Source organism: Maribacter sp. R86514 (assembly GCF_044597005.1).
Taxonomy (GTDB): domain Bacteria; phylum Bacteroidota; class Bacteroidia; order Flavobacteriales; family Flavobacteriaceae; genus Maribacter.
On the sequence record NZ_CP138999.1, the window covers coordinates 1,333,079 to 1,359,303 of the forward strand.

The window sequence follows — 26,225 nt, forward strand, 5'->3', positions numbered from 1 at the left end:
AAAATCATCAACTTTGTATAATGCAGCCACTAAATTTCCCTAGCTACACTTTCAGGGTCAAAAATAGCGAAAATAGAACCTTGATTTTTGACGTTATACGTAAAAAATTTTTGGTGCTTACTCCAGAAGAATGGGTTCGGCAACATGTAGTTCAGTTTCTTATTCAAGAAAAGAAATATCCGGTCAGTCATATTAATGTAGAAAAACAAATAACACTCAACGGATTAAAGAAAAGATATGATGTGGTTGTTTTTAAACCCAACGGTCAACTGCACATACTTGTAGAATGCAAGGCACCCGAAGTTTCTATATCTCAAATGACATTTGATCAAATAGCACAATACAATTTCAAATTGAATGCTACTTACTTAATGGTTACGAACGGACTCTCTCATTATTACTGCCAAACAGACCTTATTGCGGAAAAATATGAATTTATGAAGGAAATTCCTGATTTTAGCCGTTAATTTGCGATCGATTTGAAGATAGCCGTAGTCATATTAAATTGGAATGGTGAAGTGCTTTTAGAAAGGTACCTGCCTTCTGTTATCAATTATTCTCCCGGTGCAGATATATATGTTGCGGATAATGCTTCCACAGACGGATCCGTTGCATTTGTAAAAGAAAACTACCCAACCGTAAAAATCATTCAGAATACAGAAAATGGTGGTTTTACTAAAGGATATAATGATGCCTTGGTACATGTAGACGCAGACATCTTTTGTTTATTGAATTCAGATGTAGAAGTTTCACCTAATTGGCTGAGCCCTATTAAAGAGACATTTAATCAGGTACCAGAAGCTGCAATCATACAACCAAAAATTTTGGATTTACTTAAAAAAGATCATTTTGAATACGCGGGCGCAGCTGGTGGGTTCATTGATCAGCTGGGGTATCCATTCTGTAGAGGAAGAGTCTTTCAGACTTTAGAGAAAGATAACGGTCAATATGATGACGTGCGAGAAATATTTTGGGCGACGGGAGCATGCATGTTTATTAAAAAAGAAGTTTTTCATGAGTTAAAAGGATTCGATGAAGATTACTTTGCACACCAAGAAGAAGTAGATTTATGCTGGCGTGCTAAAAACCACGGTTACAAAATATTTTATGTGGGCACCTCTAAAGTATTTCATTTAGGTGGTTCTACATTAAGTAACATGAATCCAAAGAAAACATACCTTAACTTCAGGAATACATTATTTTCGATTACAAAGAATCTTCCTAGAAGAAAGGCTTTCATCATTATATTCTTGAGATTGCTGTTAGATGGTATTGCGGCAATACGATTTCTTTTCCAGTTAAGATTTAAACACTTTTTCGCTATTTTTAGGGCACATTTAAGCTTTTACAGACAATTTGGAAAAATGTATAAAAAGAGAGAAAAAACACAGTTTCTCAGAAAATACTATGTAACGAAGTCCATTGTATGGTCTTACTTCGTACATAGAATAAGTAATTTTAACATTTTAGTAAAAGATTAACTAACAACACATATAAGTGACTTTGTAATTATATAATTTTGAAGTCGCTTAGATGCGAAAATTGAGTAAACCACTTAAACAAGTATAATAGAATAGAATTATGAAAAAAGTATTATTAGGATGTCTTGGAGTAACGCTATTACTTTCATCATGTGTATCTTCTAAGAAGTATGCAGATCTTGAAGCTAAGCATAAAAATGCACAAGATTTATTGAATTCGGCGACAGTTAAATTGAATGATTGTTTAGAAGAAAAAGCAACAGCTTCATCTAGACTTCAAACTTTAGAAGATCAAAATGCTTTCTTAAAAGCAAACAATCAAGAGTTGATCAATAATATGGGCAACTTAACAACTTTGACTACCAAAGGTGCTGAGAACTTAGAGAAATCTTTAGAGAGTTTACAAGAAAAAGATTTAACCATCCGTAAATTAAATGATGCAATTACACGTAGAGATTCTGTAAACCTTTCTTTGGTACAGAGCTTAAAAGGTGTTTTAGGTAACATGGATGATGAGGATATAGAAATCAGCGTTGAAAAAGGTGTTGTTTTCGTATCAATTTCAGACAAATTATTATTTAGCAGCGGTAGCTACAACGTTACAAGAAGAGCTAAAGAAGTTCTTGGTAAAGTTGCTAAAGTGGTAAACAATAAGCCAGATTTCGAATTCATGGTAGAAGGTCATACAGATGACGTACCTTATAGAGGTAACGGTTCTTTATTGGATAACTGGGATTTGAGTGTTAAGCGTGCAACCGCTGTTGTTCGTATTTTACAAAAAGATTTCAATGTAGATCCTAAGCGTATGACTGCTGCAGGTAGAGCTGAATATGTACCGGTTTCTACAACAGAAAAATCTAAAAACAGAAGAACCCGTATCGTTGTTCTTCCAAAAATCGATCAGTTTTATAGCATGATTGAAGAAGGAATGAAAGATCCTGCAATCAACAAATAATTACTGATTTGCATATAAAATTAAAGCGGCTCTATAGAGCCGCTTTTTTTATGTCTTGGTTTTTGAATGTAGCTTTTAAATAATATCTAAACTACCTTTTCCTTCACGAATAACTTCAGGCAAACCTCCGGTAGAAACATCTATTATAGTCGACCCTACATTACCACCATAACCGCCATCAATTACGATATCCACAAGATTGTCCCATTTCTCGTAAATTAATTCGGGATCAGTCGTATATTCAAGAACATCATCTTCATCACGAATAGAGGTTGAAACAATTGGGTTACCTAATTCTTCAACCAGCGCTTTAACTATACTGTTATCTGGCACACGAATACCAACCGTCTTTTTCTTTTTAAACTCTTTAGGCAGATTATTATTACCGGGTAATATAAAAGTATAAGGTCCTGGTAAAGCTCGTTTCAAAATTTTAAAAGTGGCAGTATCAATTTGCCGTACATAATCTGACAGATTACTTAAATCGGTACAAATGAAGGACCAATTGGCCTTTGCCAATTTCACCCCTTTAATACGTGCAATTTTTTCCAATGCCTTGGTGTTCGTAATATCGCAACCCAACCCGTAGACCGTATCTGTTGGGTAGATAACCAAGCCACCTTTACGCAATACGTCCACTACCCTTTTAATCTCTTTAGGGTTAGGGTTCTCTTCGTATATTTTGATAAATTCTGCCATAGCATTAAGGTTTAAAACCGCTACTGTTATTAAATTTTACTAAACTATCCCAATACCTCTAATTTAGCGAAGCGGAGTAATAATTTTTTAATATCGCCTTTATCGAACATTATTTCTGCCTTTCTATCATTACCGGCACCTTCAATTTTTACGACCTTACCACGACCAAAACGAGTATGGTTGATCAATGAACCTTCGGTAAGGTTTGGATCGATCTTATTTGTATTACCAACAGGTTCTGATAGCTGAGGCTTTAATTTTCGTAATTTTTTAAGTTGCCCTGAATTTGGCTGACCAACTATTGGCGGCGTGCCCCTTTTAGGTTTTTCTTGACGTAACCTACTCTTATCTACTTCACCAAAAATATCGGCATTTATAAGAGATTTGTAGCGGTACCCGCCATCAATTGGTGTAAGGTTCTCCACATATTTCTCATCTATCTCTTCTAAGAAACGACTAGGTTCTGCGTCTATTAATTTACCCCAACGATATCTATTTTGCGTGTATGTCAAATACGCTTGTTTTTCAGCTCTGGTCAACGCAACATAGAACAACCTACGCTCCTCTTCCAGCTCACTTCGGGTGCTCATACTCATACCCGACGGAAACAGATCTTCCTCCATCCCCACTATATATACGTACGGAAATTCCAATCCTTTTGCCAAGTGAATGGTCATCAATGCAACCCTATCGTCATCACCCGTATCTTTATCCAAATCGGTAGCAAGTGCAACATCTTCTAAAAATTCACTTATGTTTCCTGTTGCTTCATCAACTTCTTTCTGCCCTTCAACAAAATCTTTTATACCATTTAAAAGCTCTTCGATATTCTCCATCTTACCGATACCTTCTGGGGTTCCGTCTTTTTTAAATTCTAAAAGAACACCGGTTTTTTTGGCTACATGTTCTGATAATGTAAAGGCATCCGTAGTTTCGTTCATGACCTGAAAACTCTTGATCATGTTTACAAAATCCGTTAACTTACGTTTGGTACCCGCATTAATTTTCAAATCAATACGATCTATGTTTTCCATTACCTCAAAAATGGAACGGTTGTAATGATTTGCAGCTACAATTAATCTATCTAAAGTAGTACCGCCAATTCCCCTAGCAGGAAAGTTTATCACCCTTTTTAAAGCTTCTTCATCTTTAGGGTTAATGACCAAACGTAGATATGACAGTACATCTTTTATTTCTTTTCGTTGGTAAAATGAGAGTCCGCCATAAATACGATATGGAATGTCCCTTTTACGTAAGGCATCTTCAATAGCCCTAGATTGGGAGTTTGTTCTATATAATACACAAAATTGACCATTGGTCATTTGCTGCTGCATTCTATGCTCCCAAATAGAATTTGCTACAAATCTACCTTCTTCAGCATCAGTAGTACTTCTGTGAATTTTAATAGCAGGACCATCATCATTATCCGTCCAAACCACCTTTTCAATCTGATTTTGGTTTTTGCCGATTACGGAGTTGGCAGCATTTACAATGTTTCGTGTAGAGCGGTAGTTCTGTTCTAAACGATACATCCCTACATTATCGTAATCTTTCTGAAAGTTCAAAATATTACTAATGTTCGCTCCCCTAAATGAATAAATACTCTGTGCATCGTCACCTACCACACATATATTCTGAAAACGATCGGCCAAAGCCTTTACAATCAAATACTGCGAATGATTGGTATCTTGGTACTCATCAACCAAAATATACCTAAATCGATCTTGGTACTTTGCCAACACATCTGGGTAGCGTGTTAAAAGCTCATTGGTTCTCAATAGTAAATCATCAAAATCCATTGCACCCGCCTTAAAACAACGGTCTACATAATTTTCGTAAATATCCCCTGTTCTTGGCTTTTTTGCCATGGCATCCTGCTCTACCAAATCTGGATCATTACGGTAGGCCTTTACGGTTATTAAGCTATTCTTAAATGACGAAATTCTATTTTGAATCTGCTTGTATTTATAAATATCCTTGTCAAGCCCCATTTCCTTAATGATCGAAGCTAATAAGCGCTGAGAATCTTGTGTGTCATAAATAGTAAAATTGGCAGGATAGCCGAGTTTATCACCATCAATACGCAGTAATTTGGCAAAAACGGAGTGGAAAGTTCCCATCCAAAGGTTTTTAGCTTCAGATGCCCCCACAATTTGAGCAATACGTGCTTTCATTTCACGAGCCGCCTTATTTGTAAATGTTAGGGATAGAATATTAAAAGAATCTACACCCTGCGCCATAAGGTGTGCAATTCTATAAGTTAGTACACGAGTTTTACCCGATCCAGCGCCGGCAATTACCATTAAAGGTCCGTCTTTATGCAAAACAGGAGCCTTTTGGGCATCGTTCAATTCATCAATAAATGAGCTCAAATTTTCTTTCTTTTAGTGACGTAAATTTAGCCATAAATGAGGGATAGTAAAAGTGAAGTGATTTAGATTTGTGAACAATGACTGGTATTTCTTTTCATTTTGAATATATTTAAACTTTAATTCCGCTTACAGAGAACACCTGTTGATGCATTTATGTCTTTATGACCAACAAAAAATAGAGAACAAACTAACATTAAATACTGATTATGAGAAAACTAGGCATATTGGCTCTCGTTCTTTTCGGGTTTACCGTTCAGGCACAAGGTCCAAATCTTGAAAAAGATTACAAAGCTATTGAAAGCAAAGTAATTGATTGGAGAAGAGAGATTCATCAGAATCCGGAATTGGGGAATCGTGAATTTAAGACAGCGGAAAAAATTGCCAAGCACTTAAAGTCTTTGGGAATTGAGGTAGAAACCGGCGTTGCGCATACTGGTGTTGTTGGTCTGTTAAAAGGTGACTTACCTGGTAAAGTGGTAGCACTTAGAGCAGATATCGATGCCTTACCGGTAACAGAAAGAAATGATCTACCATATAAATCTAATGTAACTTCAGAATTTATGGGTGAAAAAGTAGGCGTTATGCATGCTTGTGGTCATGATACGCATACTGCTATTTTAATGGGTGTTGCTGAAATAATGTCTAAAAATAAAGACAAAATTAAAGGAACCGTTAAGTTCATCTTTCAACCTGCAGAAGAAGGACCACCACCAGGAGAAGAAGGCGGAGCTCTTTTAATGGTTAAGGAAGGCGTTATGAGCAATCCTAAGGTTGATGCGATTTTCGGATTGCACATTAACTCTCAAACCCCTGTAGGCGTTATCAGATACAAATCTGGTGGTACTATGGCAGCTGCTCAGAGTTTTACAATTAACGTAAAAGGAAAGCAATCTCACGGTTCGCAACCATGGTCAGGTGTTGATCCAATTTTGATCAGTGCTAAAATTATTGACGGGCTACAAACAATAATCAGTAGAGAAACTGACCTGACTAATGAAGCAGCAGTTATTACTGTTGGTAAAATTAAAAGTGGTGTTCGTTTTAATATCATACCAGAATCTGCAGAGATGATCGGTACTATTAGAACCTTAGACTATAACATGAAAGACAAGTTAAATGCACGTATGGTAGAAATGGTAAGTGACATCGCCAAAGCTTACGGTGGTGAAGCTACTTGTGTAATTAAAGACGCTACCGATATTACTTATAACAATCCAGAATTAGTAGAACAAATGTTACCTACTATGAAAAGAGTAGCTGGAGATGAAAATGTACAATTTCAAAAAGCGATTACGGGTGCAGAAGATTTCTCATATTTTCAAAGAGAAGCACCAGGGTTTTTCTTTTTCTTAGGAGGAATGACTCCTGGTACAACAGAATCTTACCCACACCACACACCAGACTTTTTAATTGATGATAGCGGATTACTTTTAGGAGTTCGTACGCTAACAGAAATGAGTTTAGATTACCTAAATAGCGACCAAACACCGCTTTTAGATATAAAACCAAAAGGATAATTTTGATGAACGATTTTTTAAATGCTATTCCAAGTCTACCATGGTGGACTTGGATTTTTTTGTTTCTTTTCATTGTTGCTATCTATGATATTTTTATTCAGAAACGGCACACCATAAAACACAACTTCCCCGTTGTTGGTCATTTGCGTTATTGGCTAGAAAGTATCGGTCCGGAAATGCGTCAGTATTTTGTTGCCAATAATAGAGAAGAGCTACCTTTTAATAGAATAGAAAGAGGTTGGATTTACGCTTCTGCAAAAAAGGAAAATAATTACGAAGGTTTTGGTTCTGACAGAGATTTGTATGCACATCAGCATATTTTCGTTAAGAACAGAATGATGGGTTACCAAGTTCCTGCAGGCCACCCAAACGAAGCAGAACCCAATTTTATACCCTGTGCAAAAGTTATGGGTGAGCACAACAAGCGTAGAAAACCTTTTAGACCTAGCAGTGTAGTGAATGTATCTGCCATGAGTTTTGGTTCTTTATCTGCAGCTGCAGTAGAAGCAATGAACAAGGGTGTTCAAAAATCAGGTGCATATCATAATACAGGTGAGGGCGGTTTATCGCCATATCACAAACACGGTGGCGATATCGTATTTCATTTTGGTACTGGCTATTTTGGTGTAAGAACTAAAGATGGCAATTTCTCTATGGAGAAAATGAAAAAACTGGTAGAAGAAAATCCGTGTATCAAAGCAATTGAAATTAAGTTATCTCAAGGAGCAAAACCAGGAAAAGGCGGTGTTTTGCCAGGAGCAAAAATTACCCCTGAGCTTGCAGAAATTAGAGGTGTAGAAGTAGGTAAAGATGTTTTATCACCCTCAACACACAAAGCCTTTTCTAATGTAAAGGAGCTAATGGCACTTATTGAAGATATCGCTAACGAAACAGGCTTACCAGTGGGTATTAAAGGTGCTATTGGAAAATTAGACCAATGGGAAGAATTGGCCGATCTCATGTTAGAAACGGGAAAAGGTCCAGATTTTATTACCGTAGATGGTGGTGAAGGTGGTACCGGTGCCGCTCCTCCATCATTTGCCGATCACGTCTCTTTGCCTTGGGTATATGGCTTCTCTAGTCTATACAGAGTATTCTTGAACAGAAAACTTACAGAACGTATCGTATTTATTGGATCTGGTAAATTAGGCTTTCCCGCAAAAGCAGCAATGGCATTTGCTATGGGTGTAGATTGTATTAATGTTGCTCGTGAAGCCATGATGAGTATTGGCTGTATACAAGCACAAGTTTGCCATAATAATACGTGCCCTACAGGTATTGCTACACAAAGTAAATGGTTGCAAAAAGGTATAAATGTACCTTTAAAATCAGACAGATTGGCACAATATTTCAGCACATTCAGAAAAGAATTTTTAGAGATCACTCATGCCGCAGGTTATGAGCACCCCAGTCAATTTACTATGGACGATGTTCAAGTAAACGTAGATGACAATGACCTAAATAAAAGTTTAGCTTCTACGTACGGCTATAATAAAGCGAAAGTACCGTTTACAAGTGTACAAGATTTAAAAGACTGTTCGTATCTTGGCGGCAAAATATAGATTAACCTATTTAATGCATTTTAATATGAAACGATTTCTTATATGTTCTACTTTATTTTTTATAGGAATAAACACAGTTCAAGCTCAGAAAAAAAGTGAATTGATAGAGCAAAATCAAGAATTGAAATTTAAACTAGATTCTATTTCTAAAATGGTAAGCACATCTCAACGTAACGAGAAATTGGCGAACCAACGCTCGGATGAATACCAATCTCAAGTAACGGAATTACAAGACGCGAATGCTACATTAATGAAAAACTTAAACAGTTTTGCGGCATTGTCTAGTCAGAATTCAGAAAATATCAATAAGACCATGGCTGTTTTAGAACGAAAAGAAAAGCAGCTAAAGGGTGTAACCGATGCCGTAGCCAGTAATGACTCTACTGCAGTGGTGATATTGACAAATGCAAAACAAGTACTTGGCGAGAATGTAAAAGTTGGTGTAACCGACGGTTCTGTAGTCATCTCAGAAAAATTAGACTTTTTCTTTACAGATGGTGTGGGTATTAATCCTTCAGGCGAATCTAGAACGTGGATAGAGAATGTAGCCAAAGTTGCAAATGCAAACCCTAAAAGTGTCATAACGGTTGCAAGCCTGAATATTACTGGTGAAATGAATGTAGCATTGCAGCAAGCTACTGCTATTGCCAGCATTTTAATTAAAGATTTTGGTGTAAATGGAGAACGAATTGTTGCAGTTGGTGAAGATGGCGGCTTACGAGAATCGTTACAAATAAAGTTTCAACCGGATTATAAAGCATTTTATGATATGGCGAAGGGAGACGCTAAAAACTAATTTTAAGTATTTCATCGATAAACCACTATACTAATTGAGAAATTTGGACGTTCTTATTTCGTAAATAATAACTAATTAAAAAATGAACTCCGACCAAATTTTTCAACTTTTCGCTTATTTGATACCTTCTGTCGTTACAGGTGCCATTGCCTTCTATTTCTTTAGAATGCACACTAATAATGAAGAAGGAAGAAGACGTTTTCTTTTACATAAAGATTCTCAGAAAGATACATTACCGGTGCGTTTACAAGCATACGAAAGAATGGCCTTATTCTTAGAACGTATTGCAATACCAAGTTTGGTAGTTCGTGTATCACCACAAAGTGATGACAAAAACGCCTATGAAAATTTGTTGATCAAAAGTGTTGAAACGGAATTTGACCACAACCTTTCTCAGCAAATCTATATGACAGATGAATGCTGGAACGTAATTAAAGCGGCAAAAAGCGCCACTATTCAAATGATTAGAAAAGCAGCAATGAGCAATACTGAAACTGCAGATAAATTAAGGGAAGATATTTTGAATGAAACTATGGATAAAACATCACCCTCAGCTACTGCACTATCTTTTGTAAAAAGAGAGATTGGCGATTTATGGTAGAATTAAAAATTTAATGAAATAAAAAAAATGCTTTCCAGATGGAAAGCATTTTTTGTTTGTACTTGTAAAAGCATTATTCATGCTCATTTGGTTCTATAGGATTTGTTTCTTCGTTCTTATTCTTTGCATACAAATACCCTCTCTTCCACCACAGTGTCATTTTTGCTTTGTCGAATATCAAAGAATTGGTTGTTAAAATTGTAGGTGTATAAAACAAGTTGATAATTGCATTTTTTTGATTGGCAACTAATTTTCCTATTCTAATATTCTGATGTTCTATTCTATCTAAAATAAAACTCATCATAGTAGTAATCAGCTCAAATGGATTACGCGAGGCTACCCTGTTCATATAATTAACTTCAGTATGTAAAACCACCACATCTACTTCTGTCGCACCCCTTTTTATAGCTTCTTCAATGGGCACAATACTACCTAAACCACCATCAGCATACTCACAATAGTTTTTACGTACCAAACTCATGAACGGTGTATAGTTGGCTGAAATCCAAATCCAATCGCAATAGTCTTCATAAGTGCAATCTTTAATAGATTTATACTCTACTTGATTTAATGACAGATTAGAAACAGTAATAACAACATCTGAATCCCCGTTCTTTAAGGTTTCAAATTCCTCAATAGTTAAACTGTTTTCTATTAGTTTACGCAGGTTTTCACTTTCGCCAAAAGTCTTTTTTCCAGTCATGAAATTTCTAAAAACATTCCAATGATTAATTGAAATTTCTTCATTACCACGAATATTCTTAACTAAAAACGGACAGTTGTTAAAAATACTTTTCTGATTGACATTAGAATATATTTCTTTGATTTTATCTAGCTTGCCTAGTGCCAAATGAGAGATAAGTAGACTACCGGTAGAAGTACCTACAAAAATATCATACTTTCTCCCTTCTTCTTGAATAAGGTATTGGGCAACGCCACCAGCAAAGGCACCTTTACTACCACCACCAGAAATAACTAATGCTTTCATTATTAATTTAATTTCGTTTTAAGATAACGCAAATCTGATGAATTTAGTTGATTTACAATCTTTTCAATTTCTTTTTTCTTTTCTTGGTCGCTCCAAACTGCATCAAATAACTTTCTGGCATAATTTCTAAACTGCCAAGAATGATGATTGGTCGCCTTTATCAAATTAATATAAGCATCGTTATTTAAAGCCTGAATTTCAGATAAATATTGAAACGCTGTTTGCCGTACTTCTGTATTATAAATAGGGCTTGTATAACCAACAAGCTCGCGATGAAAGTAAACATTCTCCGTAGGTCTATAATCTGGCGTAAACAATGCTAATGTTAACCAAAGTAAACGCACATTCTTATTTGGCAAACCAATTATGTCTTTAGTTTTTTCTAAATAAGTAATTCTATCATAATCAAAACTGGACCATAGATTATAAAGCATTAACTCATTGGTTATATAACTATTATCTAACAATAGTGGCTCTGTAAATTCTTTTAGCTCCTCAGAAATTTTTCCCATTTTCTGTGCTGCAAATTGCCGTATTCTGATATCTTCACTAGCAATTAAAGGCAAAAGTTCTAATTCAGGAAAATCACCTTTTTGTTGAAGCAATTCTAACTTCAATTCCGTAGCTAATTCTGAATTCTTTAAAATTTCAGGGGAATTAAAATTTTTCTCATCATCATGTTTTAAGACATAATACATTCTTAATGATGAACTATTTTTCATTAAATAATCTTTCGCAGCATCAATTGGAAATACGTCTCCTTCTAACCAAATAGCTTTAAAATCACTTAAATCATAATTGCTGGTTTCCTCCATTACAGCAATAAAATTAGCAACAGTCACATTTTGGTACTTATATTTATTCAGGTATGTTTTTATTCCTTCTTTAAATGCGGAGTCCCCTATTTCTTCTCTCAATATAGCTAAAGCCCAAGCCCCTTTTTCATAAAAGGTAAGACTACTAGCCTTTGGGTTAAGCAAGCTCTGCCCCTCTCCATTTTCTGAAATCTCACTTAATACTTTTGCTGTATCAAATAACTTCCAATAAAAATAATCGTCCCCGAAGACATCTTTTTCAGCCAAATAGGCATAATAGGTAGCAAAACCCTCATGCAACCAATGATGCTCGCTGTTCTTTTCGGTAACCAAATTACCAAACCATTGGTGTGCTAGCTCATGAGCATTGATATTCACATAATTTCTATCAATAAACGAAATGGAATCAATGACATAAGCGTCAGAGAAAAAAGTAGCACTTGTATTTTCCATACCTGCATATAAAAAATCATGTACCGGCACTTGCTTATAATTCTGCCAAGGATAAGCGACACCTATCTCATTTTCTAAAAAATCAAATATCCGTTTTGTGTATCTAAACGTGGGTTCCACTTTTAGACTATCATTAGGATAATAATAGTTTTCAATGCTTACACCGCTTTCAGATGTCAATACTTGTTTGTCATAATTACCCATTGCAAATGCCAACAAATAACTACTCATTGGTTTTTTCATGTCAAATATCCAAATAGGGTCTTCTTCATCATTGTTAGTTTTTAAAAGTAGATTACCATTCGCAATGACTTGATATTTTTTATCGGCTTCAATAGTAAGATCAAATTCTATTTTTTCTTCCATGTCATCAAAACTAGGAAGCCAATGGCTAGTGTATTTTCCTTGCCCTTGCGTCCATATCTGCTCATTGCCTTCTACATCATCATCCCAACCAATAAAATAGACCGTTTGTTTGGGTTTTGCCACATACTCAAGAAACAGTTTATGCGATGCTCCCTTTTCAAATTTATTTTGAATGGAAATGATCTTTTTTGTGGCATTAAAATCCATCTCTTTTCCGTCAAGTTCTACTTTTGAAAAATCCATATTCTTTGCATCAAGAAATATAGAGTCAACATTTTGTAACACATTAAAACGATAGATTACGCCACCTTTAATCGTTTTTTCTTTAAGTACTGGGCTTAGGTAAACCTTAGCTTTAATAAAGTCTACTTTATCTTGATGTTGCCCAAAAGCATAGAGGGATAAAAATATAAAAAGGGTGAAAATTAATTTCTTCATACAGCTTACCAAACAAATAACATTTCAAATTTAATGTTTTGGGGAGCACTTCCCTAACCTTTACCTGAATTGAATGTGATGCTAAACAACACTTATTTCGCTAGTTACCATGAGAACCATATTTACAAGAGCAGTAATGATATTTTCCCCTTTGGGGATTAAGGGGCTTATCCCTATTTTAGTGCCATGAACGCAAACTTCCTGCAAACTCCCGTAGTGTACTTAAAAGGTGTTGGTCCAAACAGGGCAGAAACCTTAAAGTCCGAATTAGGGATAAGCACCTACCAAGATTTGCTGAATCTTTTCCCTAACCGTTACATTGACAAAACCCAATATTATAAAATAAGTCAATTACAACGTAGCAGTGCAGATGTTCAGATAGTTGGCAAAATAGTTCATTTAAAAACAGTAGAACAAAAAAGAGGTTCTCGTTTAGTAGCCCGTTTTAAAGATGATACCGGGGAAATAGAATTGGTTTGGTTTCGTGGTCAGAAGTGGTTACGAGAGAACTTAAAACTAAATGTACCCTATGTCATTTTTGGAAAATGTAATTGGTACAACGGTACATTTTCAATGCCACACCCAGAGATGGAACCATTGAAAGCACATGAACAAGGTACTAAGGTATATATGCAACCCGTTTACTCATCTACTGAAAAGCTAAGTAATAAAGGCATCACCAATAAAGTTATCAGTAAACTGATGCAACAGCTTTTTATAGAAATCAACGGAAAATTCACCGAAAGCTTATCAGATAAATTACTGCACGACCTCAAACTCATAAACAAGAGCGAAGCCATGTTCAATATTCACTTTCCTAAAAGTCAGGAATTATTGGCAAAAGCGCAATGGAGATTAAAGTTCGAAGAACTTTTTTACATACAATTACAGCTTATTGGCAAAAACGTTTCTAGAAAGAAAAAGATCAAAGGTTTTCCGTTTAGTGAAGTTGGCGAGTATTTTAAGGATTTTTACAATAATAAATTGCCTTTTGAGCTTACCGGAGCACAGAAACGGGTAATCAAAGAAATACGATCAGATCTGGGCAGCAATGCCCAAATGAACCGTTTATTACAAGGTGATGTAGGGTCAGGAAAAACCATTGTTGCCGTTATGACCATGTTGTTAGCAATCGATAATGGATTTCAAGCTTGTTTAATGGCGCCAACGGAAATTCTAGCCAATCAACATTTTCAAGGCATATCTGAATTACTAGAAGGAACGGAGATTACCTGCGCCTTACTTACTGGTTCGGTAAAGAAATCGGCTCGTAAACCAATTCACGAACAGTTAGAAAATGGAGAGCTCAACATACTTATTGGCACTCATGCCCTTTTAGAAGATAAAGTAAAATACAAGAATTTAGGAATAGCGATTATTGATGAGCAGCACCGTTTTGGTGTAGCTCAGCGTTCTAAATTGTGGCATAAAAATGAATTTCCGCCACATATATTAGTAATGACCGCAACACCCATACCTAGAACTTTGGCCATGAGTTTATACGGTGATCTGGATATCTCTATAATTGACGAATTACCACCTGGTCGTAAGCCCATTAAAACCGTACATAGATATGACGGAAACCGATTAAAGGTTTTTCGTTTTATACGTGATGAAATTGAAAAAGGCAGACAAATATATGTGGTGTACCCATTAATTCAAGAGTCTGAAGCTATGGACTATAAAGATTTAATGGATGGTTATGAGAGTATTGCCCGCGACTTTCCTCAGCCTAAATATCAGATTTCTATTGTTCACGGGCAAATGAAACCGGCGGACAAGGAGTTTGAAATGAACCGTTTTGTACAGGGCGAAACTCAAATTATGGTAGCCACAACGGTTATAGAAGTTGGTGTCAACGTACCTAATGCATCGGTAATGATTATTGAAAGTGCCGAACGTTTTGGTCTATCACAATTACATCAGTTACGTGGTCGTGTTGGTCGTGGGGCAGATCAAAGTTTTTGCATTCTAATGACGAGCCATAAACTATCTAGTGATTCAAAAACTAGATTAGAGACCATGGTCGCCACCAATGACGGCTTTGAAATTGCAGAAGTAGATCTAAAACTACGTGGACCCGGAGATATTATGGGTACGCAACAAAGCGGATTGCTTAGTTTAAAAATAGCTGATATCGTTAAGGATAATGATATTCTAAAATCTGCTCGCTTCTACGCCTTACAGCTTCTAAAAGAAGACCCTTCATTAAGTAAACCAGAGAATCTAATTATTAGACATATGTATGCCCAATTAGTGAAACACAAGAATATTTGGACGTATATTAGTTAGTTCTATTTTAAATCTAAAGCCAATATATAGTCATCGGCCGTTAAAAACAAACGCTTTTCATTAGCGGTTAATGCACAATTTGAAGTTAAAAGACCTGTTCGTATTTTAGCTATGGGTTTTGCCTCTTTAGTAAAAATCCACAAGCCACCTGGTCCTGTGGCAAAAACATAACCTTTGCTATTGGTTTTCATACCATCCGGAAGTCCTTGCTCATTTGGTTTGCCCAAAAGGTGCTCAACATTATAAAATGGTTTCTTTTCCGCTACCTTGCCAGGAGCCTCTAAATTATATTGGTACCATGCACCACCCACTTTTTCATCTGAGACCGCTACGTAAAGTGTTTTATTATCAGGAGAAAGCGTAATTCCGTTAGGGTAGCTCAACTCTTTATCCAAAAGTAGGAGTTCGCCAGTTTTCAAAAGGCAATAAACACCTTGAAAATCCAACTGCTTATTCTTATCATCAATTAAATTTTCTAGTCCATATGGTGGGTCTGTAAAATAGAGATTGCCGTCATCATCGTATATGCCATCATTAGGGCTATTCAACCTTTTACCCTCGTATTCACTCACTAGAGAACTGTATTGTGGTCTTGGGTCGTTCAATAATGATTTCATAACACCTACACGTCTTTCTCCTTGCTGCATTAGAACCAATTGTCCACCAGGGTTCAGTAGTAAGCCGTTAGACCCAGAGCCCTTACCCGTATAATTTTGAACATCATAGCCAGAAGGCTTTAAAAACGTTACCGTATCGTTCTTGTCATTTAATTTATAGACCTTGTTCTGCGGAATATCAGAAAACAGAAGATACTGTCCGTTTTCTATCCACAAAGGTCCCTCTACCCAATCAAAGCCACTCGCCACAATTTGCAAAGAAGATTCAGGATTTAAAATCTGTAACGCTTCTTCATCTAATATTTCAACTGAAAATTTAGAGGAAACAGTATTTACCACATCGGTATTCTTAGTTTTTATTTCTTTACAAGAAATTAAAGCAAATAAAATTAGTAGAAACAGACTATTTTTTATCATATCAATGAGCCTTTGCCTTGATTAAAAAATCTTCAGACATTTTTTTGGTTGACTCAAAATCTATCATGCCTGTCTTTGCGTCGTTTACTACACAACCGTAACCAATACCAGATGCTCCAGCCTTAAACCAATCTGCAGCGTTATTTGGGTTTATACCACCAACTGCAAAATAGTCTATGTGATCCAAAGGAGCCCTTAATGCTTTAAAAAAATTGAGACCCATAGCCCCAGCAGGAAAAAGTTTTACCACATCTGCCCCATTTTCATGCGCTATACATACTTCAGAAGGTGTCATGGCACCCATTAATACAGGTACATTGTGTTCATGACCCAAAGCAATAACATCAACATTTGTATTTGGGGTGACCAAAAACTGCGCTCCTGCAGCAATGGCTTTTTCTGCAATAGCTACATTAATCGCGGTACCAATACCAATAATTTTATCGGGATATAGTGCACGTGCATTCGTAATTTCTTCTAAAAACCCTGGAGTGTTAGAGGTAATTTCTAGCACATTTACCCCGGTTTCCAAAACTATCTTAACCACCTTTGAAACATCTGCCTGATTCTTTGTGCGTAAAATGGCGACTATTTTTTCATTCTTGATTCTAGCTACTATTTCTTTTCTATTCATCGTAAAACGTGTCCGGAAATATTACCTTCCATTATTGATTTAATTTCATTTTCTGAACTTGTGTGCTGATCTCCCTTTATCGTATGCTTCAATGCAAAAGCCGCAGTGGAGAAATCTATAATTTGTTGATTAGTATAACCTTTATCAATACTATGTAAACACGCTGCAGCAAAGGCATCTCCAGTACCAAAGCGATCGGTTATTTTAACTTTTATCGCCTTTGAGACCGATAAATCATTATCATTTAAAAACACACCCGAAAGCTCATTTTCGCTCGCAGAACTATGATCTCTAATGGTAAAAGCCAATTGTTTAACACCAAACTCTTTTTTCCCTTTTTTAATAGCGTCTATAGTCTTTTCTTCAGCACTATCACCACTAAAATTCATTTCATATACATCTTTTAGAACACCTGCATTACCAAAAAGCAAATCGGTATTTTCAAGAATTTTATTGAATATGACCTGTGCATCTTTATTAGAATTCCACAAAGACCTTCTATAATTCATGTCAAAAGCAACTTTTACTCCCATTTCATTGGCTGTTTTTGCAGCGTTTATAGTCTCCAAAGCACATTGCTCACTAAGTACGGGGGTTATACCAGAAAGGAAGAGCCATTTTTTATTCTTGAGGATTTCTTTCCATTTAAACTCCCCTTCCAAAATTGTACTAATGGCGGAGTCTGCCCTATCATAAATAACACTTGATGGTCTAATAGAGTCGCCAATCTCGATAAAATAGGTTCCAATTCTTTTGCCGCCACGGACAACAAAACTTGTTTGTACACCAAAACCCTGTAAATTCTTAACCGCAGCATCACCCAATTGATTGACGGGTAGCTTGGAAACGAAATCAACATTGTTATTTAAAACACCTAAAGCGCTAGCCACATTAGACTCAGAACCGGCATAATTGACATTAAAATTGTTGGAAGAATTTATTTTCTGTCCGTGGTCTTTGGGCGTTAACCGCAACATTATTTCTCCAAAAGTTATAAAGCTCATTTGTTTACCAATTTGTTAATGACCCGTCATTTCTTCTTAATGTAGGAATATCTACAGGTATAAATTCTTTAGAAAGTGCCAATTCTTCATTAAAATCGACACCAAGGCCAGGTAAATCAGACACCTTGTAGCGAGGTCCTTCTAGCATAGGTTGCACAGGATAAAATTCAGTTGCATTTGTGCCCATTTGCTGAGCAGGTGTATTTATTTCTTCCAACCAACTAAAATTAGGGCACGAAGCCGCTAGTTGTATAGTAGCAGCGGTACATATTGGCCCTAATGGATTATGCGGCATTAAATCTATGTAATGGGTTTCTGCCATTGCAGCTACCTTTTTTGCCTCTGTTAAACCGCCAACGTTACAGACATCTATACGTGCAAACTGCGTTATATTTTGTTCAATAAAAGGCATAAACTGCCATTTGCTCGAAAACTCTTCGCCTATTGCAAAGGGTACGTCTATCATTTGGCGCAGGCTTTTGTAAGCTTCTGGGTTTTCGTCTCTAATAGGTTCTTCAATAAAGTCCAGAGTACCTTTTGGCATTCTTTGGATAAACGAATAGGTTTCTGGTATAGAAAGTCTTGTATGGTAATCAATACCCATTGTAATTTCGGGTCCTATTTCCTTTCGTAATGTAGTAACCCAATCAGCTAGAAGTGCTATGGAAACCCTTGGTTCAAAAATACCTGGTTCTTTCTGTGATTCAAACTCCGCCGGAGCCAAACGCAACATTTTCCATCCCTCTTTTACCAAAGTTCTAGAATAGTCTAACAGTTCTTCTTTGGTAGCGAAACGAACCGAGGCAAAACACTCCACATAATCACGTTGTTTTCCACCTAAAAGATCATAAATGGGCACATTCAACACTTTACTTTTAACATCATGAAGTGCAATATCAATTGCAGAAATGGCGGCCGTTAAAACACGACCTCCCTCAAAATATTGCCCACGGTACATTTCTTGCCACAACGCACCAATTTGCCTTGGGTCTCTACCTATTAAAAATGTTTTAAAATGCTGAATGGCACCAACAACGGCAAGCTCTCTTCCTGAAAGTCCAGATGCGCCCCAACCAAAAATATTTTCATCGGTCTCAACTTTAATTACCAGCTGTATACCGGCACCTACATTAATAGGGAATGTTTTAATATCAATAATTTTCATCGTATAAATTCATTTAAGATTTTGGCACAATCCTTTCGACCTTGCCAATAACAAAAGTGTAGCAGAAGAATCCTAAAAAAGCAACTCCTCCAATAAAAAACAAAGCAGGCTTAAAGTCCCCATCCTTCACTAAATAACCAATAACAACAGGCACAACGACTGCAGAAAGTCCACCAATAAAATTGAACGCTCCGCCCGTAAGCCCTATTAAATTTTTAGGCGCCATTAACGAAACGAACACCCATGCAATACTAGCCAAACCATTACCAAAGAAAGCGATGGTCAAAAACAAAATAACCAACGTATTGTCTTCCGTATAATTGGCACCAATAATTGCGGTGGATAACAACATACCTATAACAATTGGACCTTTTCTAGCAATTTCATTACTATATCCTTTCTTTACTAAATAATCTGAACTAAACCCTGAAAGTAGAATCCCTGCAAATGCAGCCAAAAATGGTATAGAAGCCAAAAAGCCCGATTGTAAAAAGTCTAGACCTCTATATTTCACTAAATATGTAGGGAACCAGGTAAGAAAAAAGATAGCGGTGGCACCCAAACAAAATTGACCTATATAAATACCCCATAGCTTTCTGTATTTGAAAACCTGCAGCAAATCTGACATTTCAAATTTCTCTTTCGGCTCTTTCTCTATATCCGATTTTAAATTAATAAGTCCGCCACCTTCGGCTATATGTTTTAATTCCTTTGAACTTATCGTTTTGTGATCCTTTGGATCTCTATAAAAAAGATACCATACCAATGCCCAAACCAAACCTATGATACCACTTACAATAAACAAGCCTCTCCATCCCATTTCAGATTGAATCCAAGTTAAAACCGGAGTCAAGAAAGCTAAGCCTAAATATTGACCAGAAGTATAGACCGCAATTGCCGAAGCTCTTTCATTATCAGGAAACCAACGAGTAACGATTAAATTATTAATAGGATAAGAGGGTGCCTCAAAAATACCAATACTTGCCCTTAACCCTATTAATAATAAAAATGAGTTGGCGGCACCTTGTATAAGCGTGGCAATAGACCAAAATACCATAAGAACGGGATATAACAATCGCGTTTTTATTTTATCTGCCATAATACCGCCAGGTATTTGTAAAATAGCATATGTCCACGCAAATGCAGAAAAAATATACCCCATTTGAACAGTACTTAAGTCCAACTCATCACTAAGTGCAAAAGCGGCTACTGAAATATTGCTACGATCTAAATAATTTATAACTACGGTAAAGAATACCATAGCCAGAATGTTATATCGCTTTTTTGTATTTTTTTCTATCATTTATTGAATTTTAATCATTTGATATTACGAATAATGACTTTAATGCAAGCTTTGACCATTATGCTATCATCACATTTTTTTGAATAATTTAATCTAAACTTATCGCCAATAGACTATAGAAAATCAAATTATAATATGGACATGTAAAAATTACCACATAATAAGATGAAGAAATATTAAAATGCATAGACAACGAAAGCACATGACCAATTAAAACTACACATTAACTAGACAATGTTAAAATTATTGACAATATGATCAACCAAAGGAAAGAATTGAGTTTTTATCAGTAGTAAATGTGTTTTTCAAAATATTTAAACAGGTAATCGATTGACTTCCAGAAATTTTATATCGTCCTTAAAAATTCATTAAAATATCACAACTTTCCCGTTGAACATCGTAATTTTCAAGAGTGTTAATTTCTAAAAAGCCCTTGTTTTTAATAGATTTGTCGTACTTACATTAGAAAGAATATGAGCGCAACAAAAACATTATTTGACAAAGTGTGGGATTCCCACGTAGTACATAAAATACAAGATGGTCCAGATGTACTGTTCATTGACAGACACATGGTTCATGAAGTAACAAGTCCTGTTGCTTTTCTAGGTATTAAGAACAGAAATATACCTGTGATGCACCCTGAAAAAACTTTTGCAACAGCTGACCATAACACTCCTACTATTAACCAACATTTACCGGTTGCAGATCCACTTTCAGCAAACCAGTTAAGAATGTTAGAAGAAAATGCCAATGAATATGGTATTTCTTATTGGGGATTAGGACATGCAAAAAATGGTATTGTACACGTTGTAGGACCTGAATATGGTATTACCCAACCAGGTGCTACTATTGTTTGTGGAGATTCACATACTTCTACACATGGTGCTTTTGGCGCTATAGCTTTTGGTATTGGTACTTCTGAAGTTGAGATGGTATTGGCTACACAATGTATTATGCAGCCTAAGCCAAAGAGAATGCGTATCAATATTAACGGTAAAATGAGCAAAGGGGTGACTCCTAAAGATGTTGCTCTATTTATCATCTCTCAATTAACCACTTCTGGAGCAACAGGATACTTTGTTGAGTATGCAGGTGAAATCTTTAGAGAGATGAGTATGGAAGGTCGTATGACGGTTTGTAACCTAAGTATAGAAATGGGTGCCCGTGGTGGTATGATAGCTCCTGATGAAAAAACATTTGAATATGTAAAAGGGCGTGAGTTTACTCCAAAAGGTGCAGATTGGGATAAAGCAATGGCATATTGGGAAACCTTATATACAGATGAAGACGCCATTTTTGATAAGGAATTGACTTTTAACGGTTCGCTTATTGAACCTATGATCACCTATGGTACCAACCCTGGTATGGGAATGGGAATTTCTAATGACATACCTATGGCAGATGCTGTACAAGGTGGTGCTACTACATATCAAAAATCATTGAAGTATATGGATTTCAATGAAGGTGATAGTATGATGGGTAAACCAATTGATTTTGTTTTTCTTGGAAGTTGTACCAATGGTCGTATAGAAGATTTTAGAGCATTTGCTTCAATTGTAAAAGGAAGAAAAAAGGCTGACAATGTTACGGCATGGTTGGTACCGGGATCGCATAAGGTTGAATCAGCTATTAAAGAAGAAGGAATCCTTGATATTTTAACTGAATCTGGCTTTGAGCTTCGTGAGCCTGGATGTTCTGCTTGTTTGGCAATGAACGACGACAAGGTACCGGCAGGTAAATTAGCGGTAAGTACATCGAACAGAAACTTTGAAGGTAGACAAGGACCTGGTTCTAGAACCTTATTGGCTAGTCCGTTAGTTGCTGCTGCAGCTGCCGTTACAGGTAAAGTAACCGACCCAAGAGAATTAATGGTAGAACTTGTGTAACAAGTTTGCCTTTCGCTATTAGCCGCTGGCTTTTAGCACAGTAACAATTATAATAATACAAGCTAATGGCAAAACGCCAAAAGCAAAAAGCTATAAAAAATGGCATACGATAAATTCGACATATTAACTTCAACTGCGGTTCCTTTACCAATAGAAAACGTAGATACAGATCAAATCATACCTGCACGATTTTTAAAGGCAACTGAGCGTGTTGGTTTTGGCGACAACCTATTTAGAGATTGGCGTTACAATCAAGACAATACCTTGAAAGAAGATTTTGTTTTGAACCAAGATAAATTCAGCGGAAAAATATTAGTAGGTGGCAAAAACTTTGGCTCAGGTTCATCTCGTGAGCATGCTGCTTGGGCCGTTTATGATTACGGTTTCAGATGTGTAGTTTCAAGTTTCTTCGCAGATATCTTTAGAGGTAACTGTTTAAATATTGGTGTATTACCAGTACAAGTAAGTGCTGCATTTTTACAGAAAATATTTGATGCTGTTGATGCCGATCCTTCTACTGAGTTGGAAATTAATCTTCAAGAGCAAAAGATAACCTTATTACCTACCGGTGAAAGTGAGTCTTTTGACATCAACGATTACAAGAAAAACAATATGCTTAACGGTTTTGATGACATCGACTACTTGTTGAACATCAAAAAAGATATTGAGACCTTTGCAGAGAACACTCCGTTATAACTTCAAGTATCCGAACAATACAGAGCACTTACGTTAACTAACCCTATGCCATTTTTAGAACCAAAAAATGGCATTTAGAACACATGAAAAAAAGAAAGTTAGAAATAATGGATACCACCCTTAGGGATGGTGAGCAAACCTCGGGCGTATCCTTTTCTGCATCGGAAAAACTAACCTTGGCAAAGTTGCTTTTAGAAGAACTAAAAGTAGACCGAATTGAAATTGCATCTGCTCGTGTTTCTGATGGAGAGCTAGATGCTGTTCAAAAAATTACCGAATGGGCAGGCGAAAAAGGTTATTTAGAACGTGTAGAAGTATTAACTTTTGTTGACGGCGGAATTTCCTTGGATTGGATGCAGAAATCTGGAGCTATTTCTCAAAATTTGCTGTCCAAAGGTTCCATGAACCATTTAAAGTATCAGTTACAGAAAACTCCCGAGCAACATTTTTCTGAAATAGCTGATATTTTCAAACAAGCTACAGAAAGAGGTATTATCAATAATATCTATTTAGAGGATTGGAGTAACGGAATGCGAAATTCCAAAGCATATGTATTTGAATTTCTAGATTTTCTATCCACTCAGCATGTAAAAAGAATATTGTTACCAGATACATTAGGCATTTTAACGCACACCGAAACATATGCGTATTTGTCTGAAATAGTGCAAAAATATCCAAGTTTACATTTCGATTTTCATGGTCATAATGATTATGATTTGGGTGTTGCCAATATTTTGGAAGCTGTAAAAGCTGGCTGCCATGGTTTACACCTTACTGTGAACGGAATGGGAGAAAGAGCCGGTAACGCACCTATGGCAAGTGCCGTAGCAGTTATTAACGACTTTCTACCAGAAGTTGAAATTAATGTAAACGAGACCTCTTTATATAAAGTAAGTAAACTGGTATCTGCATTTACGGGATTTACCATACCAGCGAACAAACCTATTGTAGGGGATAATGTATTTACCCAAACCGCTGGTATACATGCCGATGGCGACAGTAAAAATAATTTGTATTTCAGTGACCTAATGCCAGAACGTTTTGGTAGAAAACGTAAATATGCATTAGGTAAAATGTCTGGTAAAGCCAACATACAGAAAAACCTGCAGGAACTTGGTTTAACTTTAAACAATGAGGAGTTAAAAAAAGTTACTGAACGTATTATTGAATTAGGAGATAAAAAAGAACGTGTCACTAAAGATGACCTCCCTTTTATTATTTCCGATGTTTTGGATACTGCCGATTATAAGCAAAAGGTATTTATAAAATCATATGTACTTACCCATGCTATGGGATTAATGCCTTCCACTACCCTATCTGTTGAAATTGATGGAAAAGTGATTGAAGCACATGCACAAGGAGACGGACAATATGATGCATTTATGAATGCGTTAAAAAAAGTATATATAGCCAAGAAAATTGCATTACCAAAATTGACGGATTATGCAGTAAGAATACCCCCAGGAAGTACTTCTGATGCTTTATGCGAAACGGTTATTACTTGGGAATTGGATGGAAAAGAATTTACATCAAGAGGTTTAGATTCTGACCAAACGGTAAGTGCGATTAAAGCTACCGAAAAAATGTTGAATATAATTTAGCGCTGAACGCTGGACGCGGAGCGCTAAACGCTTTTGATGAGAGATTATAAAAAATATAATGTTTGGAAATTAGGTCATGAAGTTACTTTAGAGATTTATAAATTGACTAGAAGCTTTCCTAATAATGAAAATTTTGGATTAACAAGTCAAATGAGAAGAGCCTCTTCATCTATTCCAGCAAATATAGCTGAAGGATGCGGAAGAGAATCTGATGCGGAGTTTAAACGTTTTTTAATCATTTCTCAAGGGTCAGCAAGTGAATTAGAATATTTTACCATTTTAGCAAAAGATCTAAAGTATATTCAAGAAGAAGAGTTTTTAATCATTCATGATAAAGTAAATAAAGTAAGAAGAAGTTTAAATAGTTTAATAAATAAGATATAATTATAAATAGCCTAAACTATATACGTTTAAAGTATAGCGTTTAGCGTACAGCGAAAAGCGAAAAAGCGATAAACCATGAAATTAGATATTGCCTTATTGGCCGGTGATGGTATCGGTCCTGAAGTTATTGATCAAGCAGTAAAAGTATGTGATGCCATTGCAAAAAAGTATGAGCACCATATTACATGGAAACCTGCTCTTACAGGTGCAGCGGCCATTGATGCCGTTGGTGAACCTTACCCAGATGAGACACATGAAATATGTGCAAATGCTGATGCAGTTCTTTTTGGCGCTATAGGTCATCCTAGATTTGATAATGACCCTTCTGCAAAAGTTCGTCCAGAGCAAGGGTTATTGAAGATGAGACAGAAATTAGGTTTGTTTGCCAATGTTAGACCAACATTTACATTCCCTTCTCTTATAGAAAAGTCGCCATTAAAAAAAGACCGTATTGAAGGTACCGACCTAATAATTCTTCGTGAATTAACTGGTGGTATCTACTTTGGTGAGCGTGGAAGAAAAGATGACGGTAATACCGCCTTTGACACTATGACCTACCAACGTTTTGAAATAGAAAGATTAGCTAAAAAAGGCTTTGATTTCGCTATGAAGCGTTCTAAAAAATTATGTTGTGTTGATAAAGCCAACGTATTGGAATCTTCTAGACTTTGGAGAGAGACTGTACAGGCTATGGAAAAAAATTATCCAGAAGTAGAAGTAACTTATGAGTTTATCGATGCGGTTGCAATGCGCTTAATTCAATGGCCAAAAGGGTATGATGTTATCATAACGGCGAACTTGTTCGGGGATATTTTAACTGATGAGGCATCTGTAATTGCAGGTTCTATGGGACTTATGCCTTCATCATCTGTAGGTAGTGATGTTTCTTTATATGAACCTATTCATGGTTCGTATCCACAAGCAGCTGGTAAAGATATCGCTAACCCGTTAGCTACCGTACTTTCAGCAGCCATGCTTTTTGAAGACATGAATATGACAGAAGAAGCTGAAGAAATTAGACGCGTAGTAAACAAATCTTTAGCAGAAGGTTATGTAACCGAAGATCTTGCCGATGGTGGTAAAAGTTACAAAACAAGTGAAGTTGGCGATTGGTTAGCTAGCAACATTTAAGAAATATACCTAAAAGAAAATCCCTTTAATCTTTGATTAAAGGGATTTTTAA

The 26,225-nt window shown here is 36.2% G+C and carries 22 protein-coding genes; 13 read left to right on the top strand and 9 right to left on the bottom strand.

Features of this window, described 5'->3' with window-relative positions; all coding sequences use genetic code 11:
- Positions 1–20 precede the first annotated feature (20 nt).
- The 3 genes from SJY30_RS06060 (at position 21) to SJY30_RS06070 (ending at position 2,436) form a co-directional block, all read left to right on the top strand.
- A complete protein-coding gene (locus SJY30_RS06060; protein ID WP_396634688.1) occupies positions 21–467 on the top strand; it encodes a type I restriction enzyme HsdR N-terminal domain-containing protein in 447 nt (148 codons plus the stop codon).
- 12 nt (positions 468–479) lie between these two features.
- Complete coding sequence (locus SJY30_RS06065) at positions 480–1,481, top strand: glycosyltransferase family 2 protein (protein WP_396634689.1); 1,002 nt, start codon at positions 480–482, stop codon at positions 1,479–1,481.
- 100 nt (positions 1,482–1,581) lie between these two features.
- Positions 1,582–2,436, top strand: a complete 855-nt coding sequence (locus SJY30_RS06070; RefSeq protein ID WP_396634690.1) for an OmpA family protein — start codon at positions 1,582–1,584, stop codon at positions 2,434–2,436.
- 75 nt (positions 2,437–2,511) lie between these two features.
- Here SJY30_RS06070 and SJY30_RS06075 read toward each other — a convergent pair whose 3' ends face one another.
- Together SJY30_RS06075 and SJY30_RS06080 are read right to left on the bottom strand one after the other, a co-directional pair.
- Positions 2,512–3,135, bottom strand: coding sequence for an L-threonylcarbamoyladenylate synthase (locus SJY30_RS06075; RefSeq protein ID WP_036153947.1), 624 nt, complete (start codon positions 3,133–3,135; stop codon positions 2,512–2,514).
- Between the two features lie 44 nt (positions 3,136–3,179).
- Positions 3,180–5,507: an ATP-dependent helicase gene (locus SJY30_RS06080; RefSeq protein ID WP_396634691.1), complete on the bottom strand. Its 2,328-nt coding sequence runs from the start codon at positions 5,505–5,507 to the stop codon at positions 3,180–3,182.
- Between the two features lie 206 nt (positions 5,508–5,713).
- Here SJY30_RS06080 and SJY30_RS06085 point away from each other — a divergent pair, with 206 nt between their 5' ends.
- From SJY30_RS06085 to SJY30_RS06100, 4 genes are all read left to right on the top strand, one after another.
- Positions 5,714–7,024, top strand: coding sequence for an amidohydrolase (locus tag SJY30_RS06085; protein ID WP_396634692.1), 1,311 nt, complete (start codon positions 5,714–5,716; stop codon positions 7,022–7,024).
- Positions 7,025–7,029: 5 nt separating this feature from the next.
- The gene (locus SJY30_RS06090; protein WP_396634693.1) at positions 7,030–8,586 is read left to right on the top strand and encodes an FMN-binding glutamate synthase family protein; all 1,557 of its coding nucleotides are present in this window, start codon (positions 7,030–7,032) and stop codon (positions 8,584–8,586) included.
- Between the two features lie 25 nt (positions 8,587–8,611).
- A complete protein-coding gene (locus SJY30_RS06095) occupies positions 8,612–9,382 on the top strand; it encodes a hypothetical protein (RefSeq protein WP_396634694.1) in 771 nt (256 codons plus the stop codon).
- Positions 9,383–9,464: 82 nt separating this feature from the next.
- Positions 9,465–9,983 (top strand): hypothetical protein, encoded by a 519-nt coding sequence (locus SJY30_RS06100; protein ID WP_036153937.1) that lies wholly within the window; start codon positions 9,465–9,467, stop codon positions 9,981–9,983.
- Positions 9,984–10,056: 73 nt separating this feature from the next.
- Here SJY30_RS06100 and SJY30_RS06105 read toward each other — a convergent pair whose 3' ends face one another.
- Positions 10,057–10,971: a patatin family protein gene (locus tag SJY30_RS06105; RefSeq protein WP_036153933.1), complete on the bottom strand. Its 915-nt coding sequence runs from the start codon at positions 10,969–10,971 to the stop codon at positions 10,057–10,059.
- A gap of 2 nt (positions 10,972–10,973) precedes the next feature.
- Complete coding sequence (locus SJY30_RS06110; RefSeq protein ID WP_396634695.1) at positions 10,974–13,043, bottom strand: M1 family metallopeptidase; 2,070 nt, start codon at positions 13,041–13,043, stop codon at positions 10,974–10,976.
- Positions 13,044–13,229: 186 nt separating this feature from the next.
- On the opposite strand from SJY30_RS06110, the gene recG reads away from it, so the two are divergent.
- Positions 13,230–15,335, top strand: a complete 2,106-nt coding sequence (recG, locus tag SJY30_RS06115; RefSeq protein WP_396634696.1) for an ATP-dependent DNA helicase RecG — start codon at positions 13,230–13,232, stop codon at positions 15,333–15,335.
- Between the two features lie 2 nt (positions 15,336–15,337).
- On the opposite strand, the gene SJY30_RS06120 is transcribed toward recG, so the two are convergent.
- The 5 genes from SJY30_RS06120 to SJY30_RS06140 are packed head-to-tail and all read right to left on the bottom strand — an operon-like array spanning position 15,338 to position 20,475.
- Positions 15,338–16,369, bottom strand: a complete 1,032-nt coding sequence (locus SJY30_RS06120; protein ID WP_396634697.1) for an SMP-30/gluconolactonase/LRE family protein — start codon at positions 16,367–16,369, stop codon at positions 15,338–15,340.
- A gap of 1 nt (position 16,370) precedes the next feature.
- Positions 16,371–17,003, bottom strand: a complete 633-nt coding sequence (locus SJY30_RS06125) for a bifunctional 4-hydroxy-2-oxoglutarate aldolase/2-dehydro-3-deoxy-phosphogluconate aldolase (protein ID WP_396634698.1) — start codon at positions 17,001–17,003, stop codon at positions 16,371–16,373.
- Complete coding sequence (locus tag SJY30_RS06130) at positions 17,000–18,007, bottom strand: sugar kinase (protein ID WP_396634699.1); 1,008 nt, start codon at positions 18,005–18,007, stop codon at positions 17,000–17,002. The genes SJY30_RS06125 and SJY30_RS06130 overlap by 4 nt, the downstream gene beginning before the upstream one ends.
- Before the next feature lie 4 nt (positions 18,008–18,011).
- A complete protein-coding gene (locus tag SJY30_RS06135; RefSeq protein ID WP_396634700.1) occupies positions 18,012–19,172 on the bottom strand; it encodes a mandelate racemase/muconate lactonizing enzyme family protein in 1,161 nt (386 codons plus the stop codon).
- A 13-nt stretch (positions 19,173–19,185) separates the two neighbouring features.
- The gene (locus SJY30_RS06140; protein ID WP_396634701.1) at positions 19,186–20,475 is read right to left on the bottom strand and encodes an MFS transporter; all 1,290 of its coding nucleotides are present in this window, start codon (positions 20,473–20,475) and stop codon (positions 19,186–19,188) included.
- Positions 20,476–20,948: 473 nt separating this feature from the next.
- Between SJY30_RS06140 and leuC the strand changes: the two genes are divergently transcribed.
- The 5 genes from leuC to leuB all read left to right on the top strand — a co-directional run bounded on the left by leuC (position 20,949) and on the right by leuB (position 26,173).
- Complete coding sequence (gene leuC / locus SJY30_RS06145) at positions 20,949–22,361, top strand: 3-isopropylmalate dehydratase large subunit (protein ID WP_396634702.1); 1,413 nt, start codon at positions 20,949–20,951, stop codon at positions 22,359–22,361.
- A 99-nt stretch (positions 22,362–22,460) separates the two neighbouring features.
- Positions 22,461–23,057: a 3-isopropylmalate dehydratase small subunit gene (gene leuD / locus SJY30_RS06150; RefSeq protein WP_036153925.1), complete on the top strand. Its 597-nt coding sequence runs from the start codon at positions 22,461–22,463 to the stop codon at positions 23,055–23,057.
- Positions 23,058–23,140: 83 nt separating this feature from the next.
- A complete protein-coding gene (locus SJY30_RS06155; protein ID WP_396634703.1) occupies positions 23,141–24,658 on the top strand; it encodes an alpha-isopropylmalate synthase regulatory domain-containing protein in 1,518 nt (505 codons plus the stop codon).
- Between the two features lie 36 nt (positions 24,659–24,694).
- Positions 24,695–25,042 carry a four helix bundle protein gene (locus SJY30_RS06160; RefSeq protein WP_116772333.1) on the top strand — a complete coding sequence of 116 codons (348 nt, stop codon included), beginning with the start codon at positions 24,695–24,697 and terminating at the stop codon, positions 25,040–25,042.
- 75 nt (positions 25,043–25,117) lie between these two features.
- Positions 25,118–26,173 (top strand): 3-isopropylmalate dehydrogenase, encoded by a 1,056-nt coding sequence (gene leuB / locus SJY30_RS06165; RefSeq protein ID WP_396634704.1) that lies wholly within the window; start codon positions 25,118–25,120, stop codon positions 26,171–26,173.
- Positions 26,174–26,225 lie beyond the last annotated feature (52 nt).

Excerpts from the sequence above, each read along its gene's own strand:
- SJY30_RS06090 (WP_396634693.1), top strand. The coding sequence starts at position 7,030 with ATGAACGATTTTTTAAATGCTATTCCAAGTCTACCATGGTGGACTTGG.
- SJY30_RS06100 (WP_036153937.1), top strand. The coding sequence starts at position 9,465 with ATGAACTCCGACCAAATTTTTCAACTTTTCGCTTATTTGATACCTTCT.
- SJY30_RS06140 (WP_396634701.1), bottom strand. The coding sequence starts at position 20,475 with ATGATAGAAAAAAATACAAAAAAGCGATATAACATTCTGGCTATGGTA.
- SJY30_RS06135 (WP_396634700.1), bottom strand. The coding sequence starts at position 19,172 with ATGAAAATTATTGATATTAAAACATTCCCTATTAATGTAGGTGCCGGT.
- SJY30_RS06070 (WP_396634690.1), top strand. The coding sequence starts at position 1,582 with ATGAAAAAAGTATTATTAGGATGTCTTGGAGTAACGCTATTACTTTCA.
- SJY30_RS06130 (WP_396634699.1), bottom strand. The coding sequence starts at position 18,007 with ATGAGCTTTATAACTTTTGGAGAAATAATGTTGCGGTTAACGCCCAAA.
- SJY30_RS06125 (WP_396634698.1), bottom strand. The coding sequence starts at position 17,003 with ATGAATAGAAAAGAAATAGTAGCTAGAATCAAGAATGAAAAAATAGTC.
- leuC (WP_396634702.1), top strand. The coding sequence starts at position 20,949 with ATGAGCGCAACAAAAACATTATTTGACAAAGTGTGGGATTCCCACGTA.
- recG (WP_396634696.1), top strand. The coding sequence starts at position 13,230 with ATGAACGCAAACTTCCTGCAAACTCCCGTAGTGTACTTAAAAGGTGTT.
- SJY30_RS06155 (WP_396634703.1), top strand. The coding sequence starts at position 23,141 with ATGAAAAAAAGAAAGTTAGAAATAATGGATACCACCCTTAGGGATGGT.
- SJY30_RS06110 (WP_396634695.1), bottom strand. The coding sequence starts at position 13,043 with ATGAAGAAATTAATTTTCACCCTTTTTATATTTTTATCCCTCTATGCT.
- SJY30_RS06085 (WP_396634692.1), top strand. The coding sequence starts at position 5,714 with ATGAGAAAACTAGGCATATTGGCTCTCGTTCTTTTCGGGTTTACCGTT.
- SJY30_RS06095 (WP_396634694.1), top strand. The coding sequence starts at position 8,612 with ATGAAACGATTTCTTATATGTTCTACTTTATTTTTTATAGGAATAAAC.
- SJY30_RS06105 (WP_036153933.1), bottom strand. The coding sequence starts at position 10,971 with ATGAAAGCATTAGTTATTTCTGGTGGTGGTAGTAAAGGTGCCTTTGCT.
- SJY30_RS06075 (WP_036153947.1), bottom strand. The coding sequence starts at position 3,135 with ATGGCAGAATTTATCAAAATATACGAAGAGAACCCTAACCCTAAAGAG.
- leuD (WP_036153925.1), top strand. The coding sequence starts at position 22,461 with ATGGCATACGATAAATTCGACATATTAACTTCAACTGCGGTTCCTTTA.
- SJY30_RS06060 (WP_396634688.1), top strand. The coding sequence starts at position 21 with ATGCAGCCACTAAATTTCCCTAGCTACACTTTCAGGGTCAAAAATAGC.
- SJY30_RS06120 (WP_396634697.1), bottom strand. The coding sequence starts at position 16,369 with ATGATAAAAAATAGTCTGTTTCTACTAATTTTATTTGCTTTAATTTCT.
- SJY30_RS06160 (WP_116772333.1), top strand. The coding sequence starts at position 24,695 with ATGAGAGATTATAAAAAATATAATGTTTGGAAATTAGGTCATGAAGTT.
- leuB (WP_396634704.1), top strand. The coding sequence starts at position 25,118 with ATGAAATTAGATATTGCCTTATTGGCCGGTGATGGTATCGGTCCTGAA.